The organism is Streptomyces sp. NPDC037389 (assembly GCF_040636475.1).
Lineage (GTDB): Bacteria > Actinomycetota > Actinomycetes > Streptomycetales > Streptomycetaceae > Streptomyces > Streptomyces hesseae.
This window is the reverse complement of the sequence record NZ_JBEZUS010000002.1, coordinates 704902-724755: the sequence shown is the minus strand read 5'-3', so window position 1 is coordinate 724755 and position 19854 is coordinate 704902. Positions and strand designations below refer to the sequence as shown.

Below are 19854 nucleotides of genomic sequence, written 5' to 3'. Positions count from 1 at the left end.
GCTGAAAGCATCTAAGCGGGAAGCCTGCTTCGAGATGAGGACTCCCACCCACTTGATGGGGTAAGGCTCCCAGTAGACGACTGGGTTGATAGGCCAGGTGTGGAAGACCGGTAACGGTTGGAGCTGACTGGTACTAATAGGCCGAGGGCTTGTCCTCAGTTGCTCGCGTCCACTGTGTTTGTTCTGAAATAACGAACAGTCCAAAGTGCCGGACTGGTTGGTTAATTTCATAGTGTTTCGGTGGTCATAGCGTTAGGGAAACGCCCGGTTACATTTCGAACCCGGAAGCTAAGCCTTTCAGCGCCGATGGTACTGCAGGGGGGACCCTGTGGGAGAGTAGGACGCCGCCGAACTATTATTCGAAAAAGCTCTGATGTATGAACCCCGGTTCATGCATCAGAGCTTTTTTGTTTTCATGATGAACTACGTGGCGTCATGTCCGGTTAACGTCGTGTGGGCAGCATCCCCGGCATGCGGACTGAAGAGAAGCTGGTCACCGCGGGGGTGGGGGCGGGGAGCGAGGTCATCGTTCCTTCGTATGCGACCGCTGGGGCTGCCGAGGCCGTCCGGAACGTCGGAGCCCTCCCCGTCTTCGCTGACATCGATCCCGTCACCTTCTGCCTCGACCCGGTTTCCGTGGCCGGCGCGGTGACATCGCGTACCACCGCCATCGTGCCCGTCTCCCTCTTCGGACACCCGGCCGACCTGGCCGCCTTGCGGCAGGCGGCTGCCGACGGCGCCGTGCCCGTCATCGAACACGCCGAAGACCTCGAACACATTGAGCGCATCGACCACATGGACCTCAACCGGCGCCGGGTCAACGCCGCCTATCTCGACGCCTGCCTCTCCGGAGTGGTGACACCCACGACCGCCCCCGGGTACGCGCACCGCTACGACTCCTACGTCGTCCGCGTCCCCGGCAACGGACGGCCCGACCGGGACGCCTTCGCCAGGGCGCTGCGGGCCCGTGGTGTCCGGTGCCACGTGCCCGTACAGACACCCGTGCACCGGCTGCCGTCGTTCATGCGGGAGTTGTGGCTCCCGGAGACCGAGCGGGCCGCTGACGAATGTCTGGCCCTGCCCATGGACGACATCTCGTCGCGCCGGGATCTCCAGCGGCTCGTATCCGCCTGCAACACACTCGGCGGGCTGCTTCCCGCCGCTGCCTGAGCGCTCCGCCCGGCAGTCAAAAGCGCGTACGAACATGGGGTATGCTTTATCTCGTTGCCGGCCCCAATAGCTCAGTCGGCAGAGCGTCTCCATGGTAAGGAGAAGGTCAACGGTTCGATTCCGTTTTGGGGCTCCGAAGAAAAGGCCCCCGCCTTATGGCGGGGGCCTTTTCCATTTCTCCGTCTCTCAGTCCTGACGCTCCGGCACCCGCATGGCCAGGATGGCCATGTCGTCGGAGGCGGGCTCGGCTGCGAAGCGTTCCACGGCGCGGAGAATACGTGCCGCGACCGCGCCGGCCGTCAGGCCCGTACAGGTCGTCAGAACGTCCGTCAGGCCGTCGTCGCCGAGCATGCGCGTGCCCTCGCGGCGCTCGGTGACGCCGTCCGTGACGCACAGCAGGACGTCTCCCGGGTCGAGGGTGACGGTCTGCTCGTACAGCTCCAGGTCCTCCATGACGCCCAGCAGCGGCTGCGGGTCCGCCGCGGGCTCCACCGTGCCGTCCTGGCGCAGGCGCAGCGGCAGCGGGTGACCGGCGCAGACGACCTTGAGGAGCGCGCTGCCGTCGGGCTGGGGGCGCAGCTCCCCGTAGAGGAGGGTGAGGAAGCGGCTGCGGGCGCCCTCGTCGAGGATGGCGGCGTTGAGGCGCTGGAGGACGGCGGGGCCGCCGAAGCCCTCGCGGGCGAGCAGGCGCAGGGCGTGGCGGGCGAGGCCGGTGACGGCCGCCGCCTCCGGGCCCGTGCCGCAGACGTCGCCGATGGCGAAGCCGTAGGCGCCGTCGCGGATGGGGAAGACGTCGTAGAAGTCGCCGCCGACCTCGTTGCCCTCGCCGGCCGCGCGGTAGATGACCTCGACCTCCACGCCGGGGACGTCCGGGAGCTCGGGCGGCAGGAGGCTGCGCTGGAGGCTCTGGCTGATGGCGGTGCGCTCGCTGTAGAGGCGGGCGTTGTCGAGGGCGAGGGCGGCCCGGCGGGAGAGGTCCTCGGCGAGTTCGAGGATCTCCTGGCGGAAGTGGTCGTCGCTGGGCTTGCCGAGGGTGAGCATGCCGATGACGCGGTTGCGGGCGACGAGCGGCAGGACCACGGTCTCGCCGCCGACGGCGGCCGCCGTGGCGAGGGAGGGGCCGGGGGCCGGGATGTCGCCCGTGGTGTCGGGGAGGCCGAGGCTGCGCAGGGAGGTGCGCAGGGCGGCGGCGTGGGCGGCCTCGGTGGGGGCCGTCCAGACGCGGGCGCCGGGGGTGGGGACCGGGTCGGGCGGGGCGACCTTGGACAGCAGGGCCTTGAGGCCGTCGATGCGGTCCTCGTCCTCGTGGAGGACGTAGGAGAGCTCGGGGTCCGAGCTCTGGTCGGCGATCGTGTAGACGGCGCACCAGGTGGCCAGGGTGGGGACGGTCATCTGGGCCATCAGGGCCAGGGTCTGGTCGCGGTCGAGGGTGCCGGCGAGGAGGTCGGAGGCCTCGACGAGGAAGGAGAGCGAGCCGCGGCGCAGCCGCTCCAGCTCGCCGAGGCGGGCCGATTCCACGGCGAGGGCGATGCGGTCGGCGGCGAACTGGAGGCGCAGCGCCTCCTCGTTGCCGTAGCGGCGGGGGGACTCGGCGGCGACGCCGAGGGAGCCGGTCAGGCGGCCCTCGACCTTGAGGGGCACGGTGACGACGGAGCGCATGCCGGTGTCGGCGAGGAGGGGGACGGCGCCGGGGACGACGCTGAGGTCGTCGTGGACGGCGGGCATCCGGGCGGAGCCGTAGCGTCCGGTGCCGGCCTCGACGGGGACGCGGGCGAAGCGCTGGCGGGTGGAGGGCAGGCCGGTGGAGGCGCGGACCTCCAGTTCGGTCTCGTCGTCGGTGGCCAGCAGCAGATAGGCGGAGTCGCCGTCGAGCATGTCGCGGGCGCGCTCGACGGTGCGCTGGAGGAGACCGTCGAGGTCGTCGGGGGCGGGGGAGCCGATGAAGACCTCGAACGGGTCGGTGGCGGCGCCGCGCTCGCTGGTGCCCGCGTCGGAGGCGGTGGCGCGCGGCGGGGTCTGGAGGACGGCGCGCTCCTCGTCGCGGACGAGCAGGCAGACGGTGGAGGGTGCGCCGGCGTTGTCGCGGACGCGGAGGTGGGAGGCGTAGACGGGGACGATGCGGCCGTCGGCGCCCCTTATGCCGTAGGAGCCCTCCCAGCGGGAGAGGCGCAGGGCCTCCTCGATGCCGGTGGAGGTGCCGGGGGTGTGCGGCCAGGCGGCGAGGTCGGTGAGGGGCTTGCCGATGATCTGCTTGGCGGTGAAGCCGAAGAGTTCGTGGGCGTCGTCGTTCCAGGCGCTGAGGGCGCCCTGGTGGTCGATCTGGACGACGGCGACGCGGACGCGGGCGTCGGCGACGGGCAGGGCCTCGGCGGGGAGGGCGGGGCCGGCGGAGCGGGTGCCGGCCGGCCGGTCGGGCAGGTCGAGGCGGAACCAGACGGTCTTGTGGGTGGCGGTGTACTCGACGCCCCAGCGGGTGGCCAGGGAGGCGCACAGCAGCAGCCCGCGGCCGCCCTCGCGGTCGAGGCCGCCGAAGGGGCGGCCGGGGCTCTGTACGGGCAGCTCGCGCTCGGGGTAGCGGTCGGCGACCTCGACGCGCACGCCGGTGCTCATACGGACGCACAGCACCTCGGCGGCGGTGCCCGCGTGGACGACGGCGTTGGTGACCAGCTCGCTGGTGAGGACGACGGCGTCGTCGATGACGTCGAGGAAGCCCCAGCCCTGCAGAGTGTCCCGGACGAAGGCCCGGGCGGCCGCTACCGAGCGCCCGACCGGCTCGAAGGTGGCGGCAGCCCGCGCGGTGATCACAGGTCTCCTCATCAATGTCTCGGCGATCTGCTCACCCATGTGCGGCGCCCCTCCTTGCCCGGCCGGATGCCAGGTTACTTACCTTCGCCGTGTGCGCGGAGGCCGGTGCACAGGGATTCCACACTTGGGGGTGCCGGTGGACCGTGTGCGATGCTGCCGACTGTTATGGCCTGGTTGGGCCGGGGTGAAACACTGGGAAAGCTCGAAGCGGAAGCCCGACGAGGATGATCGAACCTGCGGGAGGGACGACGGTGGAGTCTGGCGCGACGGCGCGGGCCGCAAGCACGCGCGCGAAGGGCGGACGGGCCCGGCCCAATGGGACGATCGAGGTGGACGCCGGTGCGCTGCACCGGCTGCTCTCGGCCCTGGAGGCGATGCGGGACGGGAACTTCCGCAAGCGGCTGACGGTCCCCGGGGACGGGGTGATGGCCGAGGTCGCCGCCGTCTTCAACGAGGTCGCGGACCGTAATCTCCAGCTCACGGGTGAGCTGAACCGGGTGCGGCGGGTCGTCGGCCGTGAGGGGAAACTCACGGAGCGCCTGGAGCTCGGCGCCTGCGAGGGGTCCTGGGCGGCGGCGATCGACGCCTGCAACGCCCTGGTGGACGATCTGGTGCGGCCGGTGTCCGAGGTGGGCCGGGTGCTGTCGGCGGTGGCCGAGGGCGATCTGGAACAGCGGATGGATCTGCGCTCCCAGGGAGCGGACGGTTCCGCGCACCCGTTGCGCGGCGAGTTCCTGAAGGTCGGGCGTACGGTCAACGGGCTGGTCGACCAGCTGTCGGCGTTCACCGACGAGGTGACGCGCGTGGCGAGCGAGGTCGGTACCGAGGGCAAGCTCGGCGGGCAGGCCCGGGTGCGTGGTATGTCGGGTTCATGGAAGGACCTGACGGACTCCGTCAACACGATGGCGTCCCGGCTGACCGCTCAGGTGCGTGATATCGCTCTCGTGACGACGGCTGTCGCGAAGGGCGATCTCTCCCGGAAGGTCACGGTGCATGTGGCCGGGGAGATGCTGGAGCTGAAGAACACGGTCAACACGATGGTGGACCAGCTGTCCTCCTTCGCCTCCGAGGTCACGCGGGTGGCCCGTGAGGTGGGCACCGAGGGCGAGCTGGGCGGCCAGGCGCAGGTGCCGGGCGTCGCCGGTGTCTGGAAGGACCTGACGGACTCGGTCAATCTGATGGCCGGCAATCTGACGGCCCAGGTGCGCGGGATCGCGCAGGTGACGACGGCGGTCGCGAACGGCGACCTCTCGCAGAAGGTCACGGTGAGCGCGCGCGGCGAGATCGCGCAGCTGGCCGAGACGATCAATCAGATGACGGAGACGCTGCGCACCTTCGCCGACGAGGTGACGCGGGTGGCCAACGAGGTCGGTGCCGAGGGCCGGCTGGGTGGTCAGGCGCAGGTGCCGGGTGCGGCGGGTACGTGGAAGGACCTCACCGATTCGGTGAACACCGCGTTCCGTAATCTCACCGGTCAGGTCCGGGACATCGCCCAGGTGACGACGGCGGTGGCGAACGGCGATCTGGGCCAGAAGGTCACCGTGGATGTCTCCGGCGAGATGCTGGAGTTGAAGAACACCGTCAACGGGATGGTCGACCAGCTTCAGTCCTTCGGTGCCGAAGTGACGCGGGTGGCGCGGGAGATCGGTGTCGAGGGCGAGCTCGGCGGTCAGGCGGCGGTGCCGGGCGCGGCGGGTACGTGGAAGGACCTCACCGATTCGGTGAACACGGCCTTCCGCAACCTCACCGGCCAGGTGCGCAACATCGCCCAGGTGACCACGGCGGTCGCGAACGGCGACCTGTCGCAGAAGGTCACGGTGGACGTGTCCGGCGAGATGCTCCAGCTGAAGAACACCGTCAACGGCATGGTGGACCAGCTGTCATCCTTCGCCGACCAGGTGACGCGGATGGCGCGGGACGTGGGCACGGAGGGCCGGCTCGGCGGTCAGGCGCGGGTGCCGGGCGTGAGCGGCACCTGGAAGGAGCTGACCGACTCCGTCAACTTCATGGCGGGCAACCTCACCTCCCAGGTGCGGCAGATCGCCCAGGTGACCACGGCGGTGGCGCGCGGCGACCTGTCGCAGAAGGTCGACGTGGACGCGCGCGGCGAGATCCTGGAGTTGAAGAACACCATCAACACCATGGTCGACCAGCTCTCGGCGTTCGCCGAGCAGGTGACCCGGGTGGCCCGCGAGGTGGGTACGGACGGCCGGCTGGGCGGTCAGGCGCAGGTGCCGGGAGTGGCGGGCGTCTGGCGTGACCTCACCGACTCGGTGAACGGCATGGCGGAGAACCTGACCGCGCAGGTGCGCAATATCGCTCAGGTCGCGACGGCGGTGGCGCGCGGCGATCTGTCGCAGAAGATCGACGTGGACGCCCGGGGCGAGATCCTGGAGCTGAAGAACACCCTCAACACGATGGTGGACCAGCTGTCCTCGTTCGCCGACCAGGTGACCCGGGTGGCCCGTGAGGTGGGCACCGAGGGCATCCTGGGCGGCCAGGCGGAGGTGCAGGGCGTCTCGGGCACCTGGAAGGACCTCACGCAGTCGGTCAACTTCATGGCCAACAACCTGACGTCCCAGGTGCGCAACATCGCCGAGGTGACCACGGCGGTCGCCAAGGGCGATCTGTCGAAGAAGATCACGGTCGACGCCAAGGGTGAGATCCTCGAACTCGTCACCACGGTGAACACCATGGTCGACCAGCTGTCGGACTTCGCCGAGCAGGTCACGCGCGTGGCCCGTGAGGTGGGTACGGAGGGTCAGCTGGGCGGTCAGGCACGGGTGCGGGACGTCACCGGCATCTGGAAGGACCTCACCGACAACGTCAACCTGATGGCCAGCAATCTGACCAGCCAGGTCCGCAGCATCTCGCAGGTCGCGGGGGCGGTCGCCAACGGCGACCTGACCAAGAAGATCACCGTCGAGGCGCGTGGCGAGGTGGCGCAGCTCGCCGACACGGTCAACACCATGGTGACCACGCTGTCCTCGTTCGCGGACGAGGTCACGCGGGTGGCGCGCGAGGTGGGCACCGACGGCATCCTCGGCGGCCAGGCGCGCGTCCCGGGTGTGAGCGGCACCTGGAAGGACCTCACCGAGTCGGTGAACTCGATGGCGTCCAACCTGACCGGCCAGGTCCGCAATATCGCGATGGTGACCACCGCCATCGCGCAGGGCGATCTCACCAAGAAGATCGACATCGACGCGCGCGGTGAGATCCTCCAGCTGAAGACGACCATCAACACGATGGTCGACCAGCTGTCGTCCTTCGCCGACCAGGTGACCCGGGTGGCCCGCGAGGTGGGTACCGAGGGCCAGCTGGGCGGCCAGGCCCGGGTGCGGGACGTGGACGGCACCTGGCGCGACCTCACCGAGTCCGTCAACGAGATGGCCGGGAACCTCACCCGTCAGGTGCGGGCCATCGCCGAGGTCGCCACCGCGGTGACCCGGGGCGACCTCAACCTCAAGATCGACGTCGACGCGGCGGGCGAGATCCTGGAGCTCCAGGACAACATCAACACGATGATCGCCAATCTGCGCGAGACCACCCTGGCCAACAAGGAACAGGACTGGCTCAAGGGCAACCTCGCCCGGATCTCCGGCCTGATGCAGGGCCGCCGCGATCTGGAGGACGTCGCCGGGCTCATCATGAGCGAGCTGACGCCCGTGGTCTCCGCGCAGCACGGCGCGTTCTTCCTGGCGATGCCGACGGGCCCGCACGAGGGGGAGAGCGACGCGGACGCCTACGAGCTGCGAATGCTCGGCTCGTACGGCTACTCGATGGGCTCGATGCCCACGTCCTTCCTGCCGGGCGAGTCGCTGATCGGCACGGCGGCCAAGGAGAAGCGCACGATCCTGGTGGAGAACGTTCCGCCGGGCTATCTGAAGATCGCCTCCGGGCTGGGCGAGGCGCCGCCGGCCCATGTGATCGTGCTGCCGGTGCTCTTCGAGGGGCAGGTCCTCGGTGTGATCGAGCTGGCGTCCTTCCAGCCGTTCGCGCAGATCCAGAAGGACTTCCTCAGCCAGATCGCCGAGATGATCGGCACCAGCGTCAACACCATCAGCGTCAACACCAAGACCGAGGTGCTGCTCAAGCAGTCGCAGGAGCTCACCGAGCAACTGCGCGAGCGGTCGGCGGAGTTGGAGAACCGGCAGAAGGCGCTGGAGATCTCCAACGCCGAGCTGGAGGAGAAGTCCGAGCGCCTGGCGCGGCAGAACCGCGACATCGAGGTGAAGAACACCGAGATCGAGGAGGCCCGGCAGGTGCTGGAGGAGCGGGCCGAGCAGCTCGCGGTCTCCATGCGCTACAAGTCGGAGTTCCTGGCCAACATGTCGCACGAGCTGCGCACACCGCTCAACTCGCTGCTGATCCTGGCCAAGCTGCTCGCCGACAACGCCGAGGGCAACCTCTCGCCGAAGCAGGTCGAGTTCGCCGACACGATCCACGGGGCGGGCTCGGATCTGCTCCAGCTGATCAACGACATCCTGGACCTGTCGAAGGTCGAGGCGGGCAAGATGGACGTCAGCCCGACCCGGATCGCGCTCGTCCAGCTCGTCGACTACGTGGAGGCGACCTTCCGGCCGCTGACGGCGGAGAAGGGCCTGGACTTCTCCGTACGGGTCTCGCCGGAGCTGCCGACCACGCTCCACACCGACGAGCAGCGGCTGCTCCAGGTGCTGCGCAATCTGCTGTCGAACGCGGTGAAGTTCACGGACACCGGCGCGGTCGAGCTGGTGATCCGCCCGGCCGGGGCGGAGGTCCCGGACAGCATCCGGGAGCAGCTGCTGGAGGCCGGGTCGCTGCGGGACGCCGACGGGGAGATGATCGCCTTCTCGGTCACCGACACCGGCATCGGCATCGCGCAGAGCAAGATGCGCGTCATCTTCGAGGCGTTCAAGCAGGCCGACGGCACGACGAGCCGCAAGTACGGCGGTACGGGCCTGGGGCTGTCCATCAGCCGGGAGATCGCCCGGCTGCTCGGCGGTGAGATCGACGCCGCGAGCGAGCCCGGCCGGGGCTCGACCTTCACCCTCTATATGCCGCTCAACCCCGGTGAGCTGCCGCCCCAGGGCTATCCGCAGCCGGGCGGGGAGGGCGTCGTGGGCGCCGGGCAGGAGACGCCCGGTGCCGGGCACGGCGCGGCGGCGGGCGACGCCTCGCCCGCCCGTCAGGCCGCGGGGCTCTTCCTGCGCCGCCGCCGGGCGGCCCAGGCCGCCGGGCGGGCGGCCGCCCCGGCCCGGGACGGGCAGGGCGACGGGGCGGTGCCGGGCGCGCGACTGCCCGGCGCGCCGTCCCCGGAGCTTCCGGCGGGCCGGCCGCAGCTGGCCTTCGGCGAGTTCGCGCACGGCGGCTTCGGCGCCGTCGCGGACACCGGCTACGGAGGCGGTTTCAGCGGCGGCTTCAACGGCGAGAAGGTGCTGATCGTCGACGACGACATCCGCAATGTGTTCGCCCTCACCAGCGTGCTGGAGCAGCACGGGCTGTCGGTGCTCTACGCGGAGAACGGCCGCGAGGGGATCGAGGTGCTGGAGCAGCACGACGACGTCGTGGTGGTCCTGATGGACATCATGATGCCGGAGATGGACGGCTACGCCACGACGGCGGCGATCCGCAGGATGCCGCAGTTCGCGGGGCTGCCCATCATCGCGCTGACGGCGAAGGCGATGAAGGGCGACCGGGAGAAGAGCATCGATGCCGGAGCGTCCGACTATGTCACGAAGCCTGTGGATACTGACCATCTTCTTACGGTGATGGAGCAGTGGATGCGCGCAGAGTGACGGAATCTCGTTCACTCTTTGACAATTCGCTGACTCAGTGTGGCCGAAGGCGTGTGGGAGCGCGGTATTCGGGGAACCTTCTGGTCCCCCACCGCGTTTCTGCTACGTGCACAGTGACATCGCGGTGACAGGGTGTGGCGACGGGCGGGGTGCGGCTACCATGACCGGCACAAGGACGGGCGGCGCAAGGGAGTCGTCCCCCGGGGCGGCGCCCGGTGCTTCCCCCGGCTCCGCGAGCCGGGGAGACCCCAAGCCGGGACGAGGAGGACGGGGCATGGTGCAGAAGGCCAAGATCCTCCTGGTCGATGACCGGCCGGAGAATCTGCTGGCGCTGGAGGCCATTCTCTCCGCGCTCGATCAGACGCTGGTACGGGCATCGTCAGGGGAGGAAGCGCTCAAGGCGCTGCTGACGGACGACTTCGCGGTGATCCTGCTGGACGTGCAGATGCCCGGCATGGACGGCTTCGAGACCGCGGCGCACATCAAGCGGCGGGAGCGGACCCGGGACATCCCGATCATCTTCCTCACCGCCATCAACCACGGCCCCCACCACACCTTCCGGGGTTACGCGGCGGGCGCGGTCGACTACATTTCCAAGCCCTTCGACCCGTGGGTGCTGCGCGCCAAGGTCTCGGTCTTCGTCGAGCTGTACATGAAGAACTGCCAGCTGCGCGAGCAGGCCAGCCTGTTGCGCCTCCAGCTGGAGAACGGCGGCCACTCCGGCCGCACCGGAGTGCTCGACCCCCAGGAGCCCGCCGGGCTGCTCGCCGAGCTCTCCGCGCGGCTCGCCGCCGTCGAGGAGCAGGCCGAGGCGCTCTCCAAACAGCTGGACGAGTCCGCCGACGCGGCCGCCGTCGCCACCGCCGCCCATCTGGAGCGCAAGCTCACCGGACTGCGGCGCGCCCTGGACGCGCTGGAGCCCGGAGCCGGCAGCGGCGCCAGCCCGGTCCCCTCGCAGACCTGACGGTGCGACGCGGAGCGCCCTCGCCGCCTGTCCGCTCCGGCGCGGCGGCGACCGGGTTTTGACGCTGTGTCACCCCCGCCACTACGGCCCGTCGACACGAACGGGTGAACGCCCGGCCGCACGTGTACCGCGCGGCCGACACCGGTAACCTCGGCACCATGGCCTCACGTACGTCCGGCAAGGGTTCCCAGAGCACGGCGGGCACCTCCAAGCAGCGCGCCGGGCGCGCAGGGGCCCCCGCCAAGAAGACCGCCGCGAAGAAGTCCCCGGCCCGGCCCGCGAGCCGGCCGCCCGCGCGCAAGGCGCCGGCCAGGAAGGCCGCCGCCAAGCGCCCGCCGGGCGGTGCCCGCAAGGTCGGGCGCGGACTCGCGCACGGCGCCGGGAGCATCTTCCGCGGCGTCGGCCGGGGCGCCAGGGGGCTCGACCCCGCCCACCGCAAGGACGGGCTCGCGCTGCTCCTCCTCGGCCTCGCCCTCATCGTGGCCGTCGGCACCTGGTCCAGCCTCGACGGGCCCGTCGGCGACCTCATCCGCCTGTTCGTCACGGGCGCCTTCGGCCGTCTGGACCTCGTCGTACCGATACTCCTGGCCGTCATAGCGCTCCGGCTCTTCCGCCACCCCGAGCGCCCTGAGGCCAACGGACGGATCGTCATCGGCCTGTCGGCACTGGTCCTCGGCATCCTCGGGCAGGTCCATGTGGCCTGCGGATCGCCCGGCCGCGGCTCCGGCTGGCAGGCCGTGCGGGATGCCGGCGGCATGATCGGCTGGGTTGCCTCCAAGCCCCTGCTCTTCACGGTCGGCGAGATGCTCGCCGTACCGCTGCTGGCGCTGCTCAGCGTCTTCGGGCTGCTCGTGGTCACGGCCACCCCGGTCAACGCCATCCCGCGCCGGCTGAGGGAGGTCGGCATAAGGCTCGGCGTCATCGAGCCGCACCCCGGGGAGTACGGGCACGAGACCGTCGCCGGATACGCGGACCACGACGACTACGACGACGAGTGGCGCGCGGCCCCCGCCCGCCGCCCCCGGCGCACCGCCGCGCCCACCGGCCCCGACCGGGCCGAGGAGGAGGCGCTCGAGCGGCGCCGCAAGCCGCGCCGCGCCGCGGTGGCGCCCGCGGGGGACCGGGAGCCGGACGCCGTGGACCTCGCCGCGGCTGCCGCGGCCTCCCTGGACGGGGCCGTGCTCCACGGCGTCCCGCCGACCCCGCTCGTCGCCGACCTCAGCAGCGCCGTCTCCGGCGCCGCCACGGACGGCGGACGGGCCGGGAGCGGGCGCGCCGCCGGCCGGAAGAAGCCCGCCGCGGAGGAGTACGCCGACCACGCCGCGAGCCGTCCGGCCGTACCGGCCAGCGTCCCCGACCTGACCAAGCCCGCGCCCGAGCCCGTGCCCGGCGGTCTGCCCCCGCGCGCCGAGCAGCTCCAGCTCGCCGGTGACATCACCTACGCGCTGCCCTCGCTCGACCTGCTGGAGCGCGGCGGCCCGGGCAAGACCCGCAGCGCCGCCAACGACGCCATAGTGGCCTCGCTGACCAACGTCTTCGCGGAGTTCAAGGTCGACGCGGCCGTCACCGGCTTCACCCGGGGCCCGACGGTCACCCGCTACGAGGTCGAGCTGGGCCCGGCCGTCAAGGTCGAGCGGATCACCGCGCTCACCAAGAACATCGCCTACGCCGTCGCCAGCCCCGACGTGCGCATCATCAGCCCCATTCCTGGCAAGTCCGCGGTCGGCATCGAGATCCCCAACAGCGACCGCGAGATGGTCAACCTCGGGGACGTCCTGCGGCTGGCGGACGCCGCCGACGACGACCACCCGATGCTCGTCGCGCTGGGCAAGAACGTCGAGGGCGGCTACGAGATGGCCAACCTGGCGAAGATGCCGCACATCCTGGTCGCCGGTGCCACCGGCTCCGGAAAGTCGTCCTGCATCAACTGCCTGATCACCTCGATCATGGTCCGGGCGACCCCCGAGGACGTCCGGATGGTGCTGGTCGACCCCAAGCGCGTCGAACTGACGGCCTACGAGGGCATCCCGCACCTGATCACGCCGATCATCACCAACCCCAAGCGGGCCGCCGAGGCCCTCCAGTGGGTCGTGCGCGAGATGGACCTGCGCTACGACGACCTGGCCGCCTACGGCTTCCGGCACATCGACGACTTCAACGCCGCCGTGCGCGCCGGGAAGGTCACCCCGCCGCTGGGCAGCGAGCGGGAGCTGTCGCCGTACCCGTATCTGCTGGTGATCGTCGATGAGCTCGCGGACCTGATGATGGTGGCCCCGCGCGACGTCGAGGACTCCATCGTCCGGATCACCCAGCTCGCGCGCGCCGCCGGCATCCATCTGGTGCTGGCCACCCAGCGGCCCTCCGTCGACGTCGTCACCGGCCTCATCAAGGCGAACGTGCCCTCCCGGCTCGCCTTCGCCACCTCCTCCCTCGCCGACAGCCGCGTCATCCTCGACCAGCCGGGCGCCGAGAAGCTGATCGGCAAGGGTGACGGCCTCTTCCTGCCCATGGGCGCCAACAAGCCCATCCGGATGCAGGGCGCCTTCGTCACGGAGGGCGAGGTCGCCGCGATCGTCCAGCACTGCAAGGACCAGATGGCGCCGGTCTTCCGCGAGGACGTCACGGTCGGCACGTCCAGGAAGAAGGAGATCGACGAGGACATCGGCGACGACCTCGACCTGCTGTGCCAGGCCGCCGAGCTGGTCGTCTCCACCCAGTTCGGCTCGACCTCGATGCTCCAGCGGAAATTGCGTGTGGGATTCGCCAAGGCGGGCAGACTCATGGACCTGATGGAATCGCGCAACATCGTGGGCCCCAGCGAGGGCTCCAAGGCGCGTGACGTGCTGGTGAAGCCCGATGAGCTGGACGGCGTGCTCGCGATCATCCGAGGAGAGGACCAGGCGTAGCGGCCGGTCGGCGGCAGCTGGAAAAGATCCCTGGTCAACCGTTTCTCTCGGGCTCGAGCGGAGTTGAGCGAGAGGGGAGGGGCGATGTGCCACCGTCGTGATCGCAGAGCCTTCTGATGGCCTACAAAGTCCGGCTTCCCGCTTGCCCGACCGTTTCGCATGCCCCCTAGACTGAATCTCCAGCAGGTGGCTGCACGCTCGAAAGGCGCCCACGTGTCCATCGGCAACTCTTCAGAGGACGACCGGATCCCCGGCTCCGAGGAGGACCGGCAGGAGGACCGGCCCTCCGTCGGACGAATCCTTCAGCAAGCCCGTATCGGTGCCGGACTGACCGTGGACGAGGTCAGTTCCACCACCCGCGTACGCGTCCCCATCGTCCATGCGATCGAACAGGACGACTTCACCCGCTGTGGCGGCCGGGTCTACGCCCGGGGGCACATCCGCACCCTCGCGCGCGCCGTCGGCCTGGACCCCGTGCCGCTCGTCGCGCAGTACGACGCCGAGCACGGCGGGCGCCCCGCGCCGACCCCGGCGGCCCCGCTCTTCGACGCCGAGCGCATCCGGCCCGAACCCCGGCGGCCCAACTGGACCGCGGCGATGGTCGCCGCGATCGTCGCGATCGTCGGCTTCGTGGGCTTCACTCTCTTCAACGGCGGGGCCAAGAGCGGTCCGGTCTCCGCCGACCCGGCCTCCGGCAAGCCGTCCACGGCGTCCAGCGCCAAGGCCGGCCCCGGCAAGGCGAAGACCGACCCCAAGGCCGAACCCAAGGCCGGCCCCAAGGGGGAGGCCTCGGCGAGCGCCATCGCCGGCGTCCCCGGCAACAAGGTCACCGTCAAGCTCACCGCCGAGAACGGCCAGACGTGGATGTCCGCCAAGGACGGCAACGGCAAGCTACTGGAGGAGGGCGTCCTGGCCCGGGGCGGTTCCAAGACCTTCACCGACGACAAGCGCATCGATCTGGTCCTGGGCAACGCCGGAGCCGTGCAACTGTTCGTGAACGGCAAAGAGGTCAAGAACCTGGGCGCCGATGGCCAGGTTCAGCGTCTGAGCTACACCCGAGGAGACCCTTCGGCGGGCTGACCTGCGGCGGAACCCGCCGGAAAGGCCGCCGCGACGGGCGCGAGGAGCTTGTGGGTGACCAGGCTCTCCGCGCCCGTCGGCCACTCGGCAGCGGATGCGGCGCCGGGACAAAGTAGGCTGAGCCCTATGCCCGAACGCCGTACCGTCGCTCTTGTCACACTTGGCTGCGCCCGTAACGAGGTGGACTCGGAGGAGCTGGCAGGCCGCTTGGCGGCGGATGGCTGGGACCTCGTCGAGGACGCCGCCGATGCCGATGTGGCCGTCGTCAACACCTGCGGTTTCGTCGACGCCGCGAAGAAGGATTCCGTCGACGCCCTCCTGGAGGCCAACGACCTCAAGGAGCACGGCCGCACCCAGGCCGTCGTGGCCGTCGGCTGCATGGCCGAGCGCTACGGCAAGGAGCTCGCCGAGGCGCTCCCCGAGGCCGACGGAGTGCTCGGCTTCGACGACTACACCGACATCTCCGACCGGCTCCAGACCATCCTCTCCGGTGGCGTCCACGCCTCCCACACCCCGCGCGACCGCCGCAAGCTGCTGCCGATCAGCCCCGCCGAGCGCCAGGCCGCCGCCGATGTGGCCCTCCCCGGCCACGCGCAGGACACCCCTCCGGAGGACCTGCCCGAGGGCGTGGCCCCGGCCTCCGGGCCGCGCGCCCCGCTGCGCCGCAGGCTGGGCAGCAGCCCCGTCGCCTCCGTGAAGCTCGCCTCCGGCTGCGACCGGCGCTGCTCCTTCTGCGCCATCCCCTCCTTCCGCGGCTCCTTCATCTCGCGCCGCCCCTCCGACGTGCTGGGCGAGGCGCGCTGGCTGGCCGAGCAGGGTGTGAAGGAGGTCATGCTGGTCTCCGAGAACAACACCTCCTACGGCAAGGACCTCGGCGACATCCGTCTGCTGGAGACGCTGCTGCCGGAGCTGGCGGCCGTGGACGGCCTGGAACGCGTCCGGGTCAGCTACCTCCAGCCGGCCGAGATGCGGCCCGGCCTCATCGACGTGCTGACCTCGACGGAGAAGGTCGTCCCCTACTTCGACCTCTCCTTCCAGCACTCGGCCCCGAAGGTGCTGCGGGCCATGCGCCGTTTCGGCGACACCGACCGCTTCCTGGAGCTGCTCGACACCATCCGCGGCAAGGCGCCGCAGGCGGGCGCCCGTTCCAACTTCATCGTCGGCTTCCCCGGGGAGACCGAGGAGGACGTGGCCGAGCTGGAGCGCTTCCTCGTGGGTGCGCGACTGGACGCCATCGGCGTCTTCGGGTACTCCGACGAGGACGGCACCGAGGCCGCCACCTACGAGAACAAGCTCGACCCCGAGATCGTCGCCGAGCGGCTGGAGCGGGTCTCCCGGCTGGCCGAGGAGCTGACCGCGCAGCGCGCGGAGGAGCGCATCGGTGAGACGATCGAAGTACTCGTCGACCGCGTGGACGACGAGGACGGAGTGATCGGCCGGGCGGCCCACCAGGCGCCGGAGACCGACGGCCAGGTGCTGCTCGGCACGGACCACCGGCTGGAGCCCGGCCGGATGGTCACGGCGAAGGTAGTGGCGAGCGAGGGCGTGGACCTCGTCGCCGAGCCGCTCGGGATCGAGGGCGGGTGTACCGAGGAGGCGGGCAGATGAGCGGACTCCCGGCCTCTGCCACAGGAGGTCCGGCCCCGGCGAAGGGTGTCCGGCAGGCCGGGTTGTGGAACATCGCCAATATCCTCACCATGGTGCGCCTGCTCCTGGTGCCCGGGTTTGTCTTGTTGATGCTGCACAACGGCGGCTATGACGAGGCCTGGCGTTCCTTCGCCTGGGCGGCGTTCGCGATCGCCATGATCACCGATCTCTTCGACGGTCATCTCGCGCGGACGTACAACCTGGTCACGGACTTCGGCAAGATCGCCGATCCCATCGCCGACAAGGCAATCATGGGCGCCGCCCTGATCTGTCTCTCCGCCCTGGACGACCTGCCGTGGTGGGTGACGGGCGTGATCCTCTTCCGCGAGATCGGCATCACGCTGATGCGCTTCTGGGTCATCCGGCTCGGGGTCATCCCGGCCAGCCGGGGCGGGAAGCTGAAGACGCTCGCGCAGGGCGTGGGCGTGGGCATGTACATCCTGCCGCTGGTCGGCCCGCTGGCCACCTTGCGCTTCTGGGTGATGGCGGTCGCGGTGGTGTTGACCGTCTCCACCGGCCTCGAGTACATCGGGCAGGCCTTCCGGCTGCGGAGGGCCGCGCGGGCGCGGGAGTCCGTGCGATGAGCGGTCCGGGGGGCGGTCCTGCCGCGGTGGCGCTCGCGGCGCTGGAGGAGCGCGGTCACAGCCTGGCCGTCGCCGAGTCGCTGACGGGCGGGCTGGTCGCCGCGGAGCTGACCGCCGTACCGGGCGCCTCGCGCACGGTACGGGGCTCGGTCACGGCCTACGCCACCGAGGTCAAGCGCGACGTCCTGGGCGTGGACGGGCGGTTGCTCGCCGAGCGCGGCGCCGTCGACGCGGACGTGGCACGGCAGATGGCGCACGGCGTACGGGCCGTGCTCGGCGCGGACTGGGGGCTCGCCACCACGGGGGTGGCCGGTCCCGAGCCGCAGGACGGCAAGGCCGTCGGCACGGTCTTCGTGGCCGTCGAGGGACCGGACGGCACCGCCGCCGTACGGGAGCTGTCCTTGGACGGCGACCGGGCGGGCATCCGGGCCGAAAGCGTACGAGCGGTCCTCGCGCTGCTCGTACGCGAACTGGCGGGGAACGCGGGGGCAAAGGATACGGAACACAACGGGGGGAATTGATGTTTGCAGCCCTGAGTGAACACGACATAGCTCCCCGCACGGCCGCACCCCGAGGCGGTACGGTGGGGCGTGAAGGAACCGGATTCGCGGTCCAAGGAGGGAGCCACCGATGATTCTGCTCCGTCGCCTGCTGGGTGACGTGCTGCGTCGGCAGCGCCAACGCCAGGGCCGCACTCTGCGCGAGGTCTCCTCGTCCGCCCGGGTCTCGCTCGGATATCTCTCCGAGGTCGAGCGCGGGCAGAAAGAGGCGTCCTCCGAGCTTCTCTCCGCAATCTGCGACGCTCTGGACGTTCGGATGTCCGAGGTCATGCGCGAGGTGAGCGACGAGCTGTCGCTGGCCGAGCTGGCGCAGTCGGCGGCGGCGAGCGAGCCGGTACCCGCGCCGATGCGGCCGATGTTCAATTCGGTGTCCGTGGCGTCCGTGACGGGCGTTCCGGGGGAGCGTGTGACCATCAAGGCCCCGGCGGAGGCCGTGGATGTGGTCGCCGCCTGATCCGGCCTGAGACGGTCCGGAGGACAACCGTTCCCAGAAAGATCCCGGTCGGACGATCCGACCGGGATCTCCGCGTTGTGCGGGCTTCCCCGGGCCCTGGTGCAATGGTGAGGAGAGCGGAGAGACCGGAGCGATCCGGTCATTCTCCGCGTCCTTTCCCGGAGCAGCCTGTGGAGCGGCCCGTGGAGCACTCTGTGGAGCAGGAGGAACGCGGATGTCTGTGGTGAAGAGCCCGCTGTCCGAAGCGGACCGCAAGACCGTCGGAGACGCCCTCCAGGGCGCGCTCGTGGACCTCGTCGACCTCTCCCTCGTGGCCAAGCAGGTCCACTGGAACGTGATCGGCCCGCGCTTCCGCTCCGTCCACCTCCAGCTCGACGAGGTCGTGGCCAGCGCCCGTATCCACGCGGACACGGTCGCCGAGCGGGCCTCGGCGCTCGGCGTCCCCCCGGACGGCCGGGCCGAGACGGTCGCCAGGACCAGCGGCATCGGCACGATCGGCGGTGGCTGGACCAAGGACACCGATGCCGTACGGACCCTGGTCGAGGCGCTCGGCGCGGTGATCACGCGGATGCGCGAGCGCGTCCAGGCGACCGGTGACCCGGACCCCGTCACCCAGGACATCCTCATCGGCCTGACGGGCGACCTGGAGAAGCACCACTGGATGTTCCAGGCCGAGAACGCCTGAAGCACGCGATGCTCCGGGGAGACGAGCCCGGGCGCCCGCCGCCCCTGGGGCCGCTCGGCTGGGCGGTGGGAGGCCTCCTGACCGGGGTGTGGTGCTGGGCCGTCCTCCGGCTGCTGCTCCAGCCGGGCCGGGCCGGATTCGTGGAGGGGCTGGTCGCTGCCGGGGGCTGGGGGCTGAGCCTGCTGCCGGTGCACTGCACGCCCCGGACCCGGGCGGACGGCGGGGAGGCCGGAGGGGCCGCCCTGCGGGCGCTGCGGCGGTGGTGGCGCGGAGGGGCAAGGCACTGAGGCGTCGCCCGCCCCCCGGGCCGACGGGTCGCCGCCTCCCCCCCCCGGTGCGGTCGGCTCACCCGTTCGGATGAGTGGCGGGAGACCGGGGGTCAGCCGGTCGGCGGGGGAGGGCCCGTCTGGCAGTGGGGGCACCAGTAGGTCGTCCGCTCCCGGCCCTCCGTCCCCTGGCCGGCCACCAGGACGGGCGTGCCGCAGCGCCTGCACGGCCGGTCGGCCCGTCCGTAGACCCACAGCCTGCGGTCCGGGCGGGCGTCGGCTGTGGTGATCCGGGAGACACGGGACTTGTTGGCCTCCAGCAGCTTCTTCGCCAGGGCCACCAGCCGCTCGGGGGTGGGCACGGACGCCATGGGCAGCCAGGGTGTGACCCGCAGCAGGAAACACAGCTCGGACTTGTAGACATTGCCGACGCCCGCCAGATTGCGCTGGTCGAGGAGGGCCTCGCCGACTGTGCGCCCGGGGTCCGAGAGCAGCCGGCGGACGGCTTCCTCCGCGTCCCAGTCGGGGCCGAGGAGATCGGGGCCCAGATGGCCGACCAGCGTGGCCTCGTCGGTGGTGCGCACCAGTTCCAGCACGGGGAGGCGATAGCCGACGGCCGTGCGGTCGGCGGTGGCCAGGACGGCCCGGATCTGGTGGTGCGGGCCGCCGCGCGGGCGCTCACCGGTGGCGTGGACGCGCCAGGAGCCGTCCATACCGAGGTGGGAGTGGAGGGTGAGGCCGCCGCCGACGCGGGTGAGCAGATGCTTGCCGCGCGGGACGACCTCGAGGACCGTGCGGCCGGTGAGATCGGTAGTGGCGAGCCGGGGCACGCGCAGGTCGCTGCGGATCAGCGCCTCACCCGCGAGGGCCCCGTGCAGGACCCGCGCGGTGCGCCAGACGGTGTCTCCTTCGGGCATACGGCGACTCCTTCGCGGATACCGCCCATCATGCGGCGT

At 70.8% G+C, this 19854-nt stretch carries 13 protein-coding genes, 1 tRNA gene and 2 rRNA genes; 14 read left to right on the top strand and 2 right to left on the bottom strand.

Going from position 1 to position 19854, the window contains the following annotated elements; all coding sequences use genetic code 11:
- The 4 genes from AB0E98_RS06830 to AB0E98_RS06815 form a co-directional block, all read left to right on the top strand.
- Positions 1 to 157 (top strand): 23S ribosomal RNA (locus tag AB0E98_RS06830); the annotation flags it as partial.
- Between the two features lie 79 nt (positions 158 to 236).
- Positions 237 to 353: ribosomal RNA gene (gene rrf / locus AB0E98_RS06825) — 5S ribosomal RNA — on the top strand.
- Positions 354 to 471: 118 nt separating this feature from the next.
- Entirely contained in the window at positions 472 to 1170 is a 699-nt protein-coding gene (locus tag AB0E98_RS06820; RefSeq protein ID WP_361699308.1) for a DegT/DnrJ/EryC1/StrS family aminotransferase, read from the top strand.
- 60 nt (positions 1171 to 1230) lie between these two features.
- Positions 1231 to 1303, top strand: a tRNA-Thr gene (locus AB0E98_RS06815).
- Between the two features lie 53 nt (positions 1304 to 1356).
- Here AB0E98_RS06815 and AB0E98_RS06810 read toward each other — a convergent pair.
- Positions 1357 to 4014 (bottom strand): SpoIIE family protein phosphatase, encoded by a 2658-nt coding sequence (locus AB0E98_RS06810; RefSeq protein ID WP_361699306.1) that lies wholly within the window; start codon positions 4012 to 4014, stop codon positions 1357 to 1359.
- Positions 4015 to 4226: 212 nt separating this feature from the next.
- Here AB0E98_RS06810 and AB0E98_RS06805 point away from each other — a divergent pair, with 212 nt between their 5' ends.
- The 10 genes from AB0E98_RS06805 to AB0E98_RS06760 all read left to right on the top strand — a co-directional run bounded on the left by AB0E98_RS06805 (position 4227) and on the right by AB0E98_RS06760 (position 18919).
- On the top strand, positions 4227 to 9752 hold the full coding sequence (locus tag AB0E98_RS06805; RefSeq protein WP_361699304.1) for a HAMP domain-containing protein: 5526 nt from the start codon (positions 4227 to 4229) through the stop codon (positions 9750 to 9752).
- A 274-nt stretch (positions 9753 to 10026) separates the two neighbouring features.
- Positions 10027 to 10716 (top strand): response regulator, encoded by a 690-nt coding sequence (locus AB0E98_RS06800; protein ID WP_361699302.1) that lies wholly within the window; start codon positions 10027 to 10029, stop codon positions 10714 to 10716.
- A gap of 158 nt (positions 10717 to 10874) precedes the next feature.
- Positions 10875 to 13622: a DNA translocase FtsK gene (locus tag AB0E98_RS06795; RefSeq protein WP_361699300.1), complete on the top strand. Its 2748-nt coding sequence runs from the start codon at positions 10875 to 10877 to the stop codon at positions 13620 to 13622.
- A gap of 186 nt (positions 13623 to 13808) precedes the next feature.
- Positions 13809 to 14702: a RodZ domain-containing protein gene (locus AB0E98_RS06790; protein ID WP_361699298.1), complete on the top strand. Its 894-nt coding sequence runs from the start codon at positions 13809 to 13811 to the stop codon at positions 14700 to 14702.
- A gap of 126 nt (positions 14703 to 14828) precedes the next feature.
- Positions 14829 to 16310, top strand: coding sequence for a 30S ribosomal protein S12 methylthiotransferase RimO (gene rimO / locus AB0E98_RS06785; protein ID WP_361699296.1), 1482 nt, complete (start codon positions 14829 to 14831; stop codon positions 16308 to 16310).
- Entirely contained in the window at positions 16307 to 16933 is a 627-nt protein-coding gene (pgsA, locus tag AB0E98_RS06780; protein WP_361699294.1) for a CDP-diacylglycerol--glycerol-3-phosphate 3-phosphatidyltransferase, read from the top strand. Before rimO ends, pgsA begins: the two co-directional genes overlap by 4 nt.
- Positions 16930 to 17454, top strand: a complete 525-nt coding sequence (locus AB0E98_RS06775; RefSeq protein ID WP_361699292.1) for a CinA family protein — start codon at positions 16930 to 16932, stop codon at positions 17452 to 17454. Before pgsA ends, AB0E98_RS06775 begins: the two co-directional genes overlap by 4 nt.
- 109 nt (positions 17455 to 17563) lie before the next feature.
- The gene (locus AB0E98_RS06770) at positions 17564 to 17947 is read left to right on the top strand and encodes a helix-turn-helix transcriptional regulator (RefSeq protein ID WP_361699290.1); all 384 of its coding nucleotides are present in this window, start codon (positions 17564 to 17566) and stop codon (positions 17945 to 17947) included.
- Between the two features lie 214 nt (positions 17948 to 18161).
- Entirely contained in the window at positions 18162 to 18632 is a 471-nt protein-coding gene (locus AB0E98_RS06765; RefSeq protein WP_361699288.1) for a DNA starvation/stationary phase protection protein, read from the top strand.
- 8 nt (positions 18633 to 18640) lie between these two features.
- Positions 18641 to 18919, top strand: coding sequence for a hypothetical protein (locus tag AB0E98_RS06760; protein WP_361699286.1), 279 nt, complete (start codon positions 18641 to 18643; stop codon positions 18917 to 18919).
- A gap of 92 nt (positions 18920 to 19011) precedes the next feature.
- Here the strand turns inward: AB0E98_RS06760 and AB0E98_RS06755 are convergent, their stop codons facing one another.
- A complete protein-coding gene (locus AB0E98_RS06755) occupies positions 19012 to 19815 on the bottom strand; it encodes a DNA-formamidopyrimidine glycosylase family protein (protein WP_361699284.1) in 804 nt (267 codons plus the stop codon).
- Positions 19816 to 19854 lie beyond the last annotated feature (39 nt).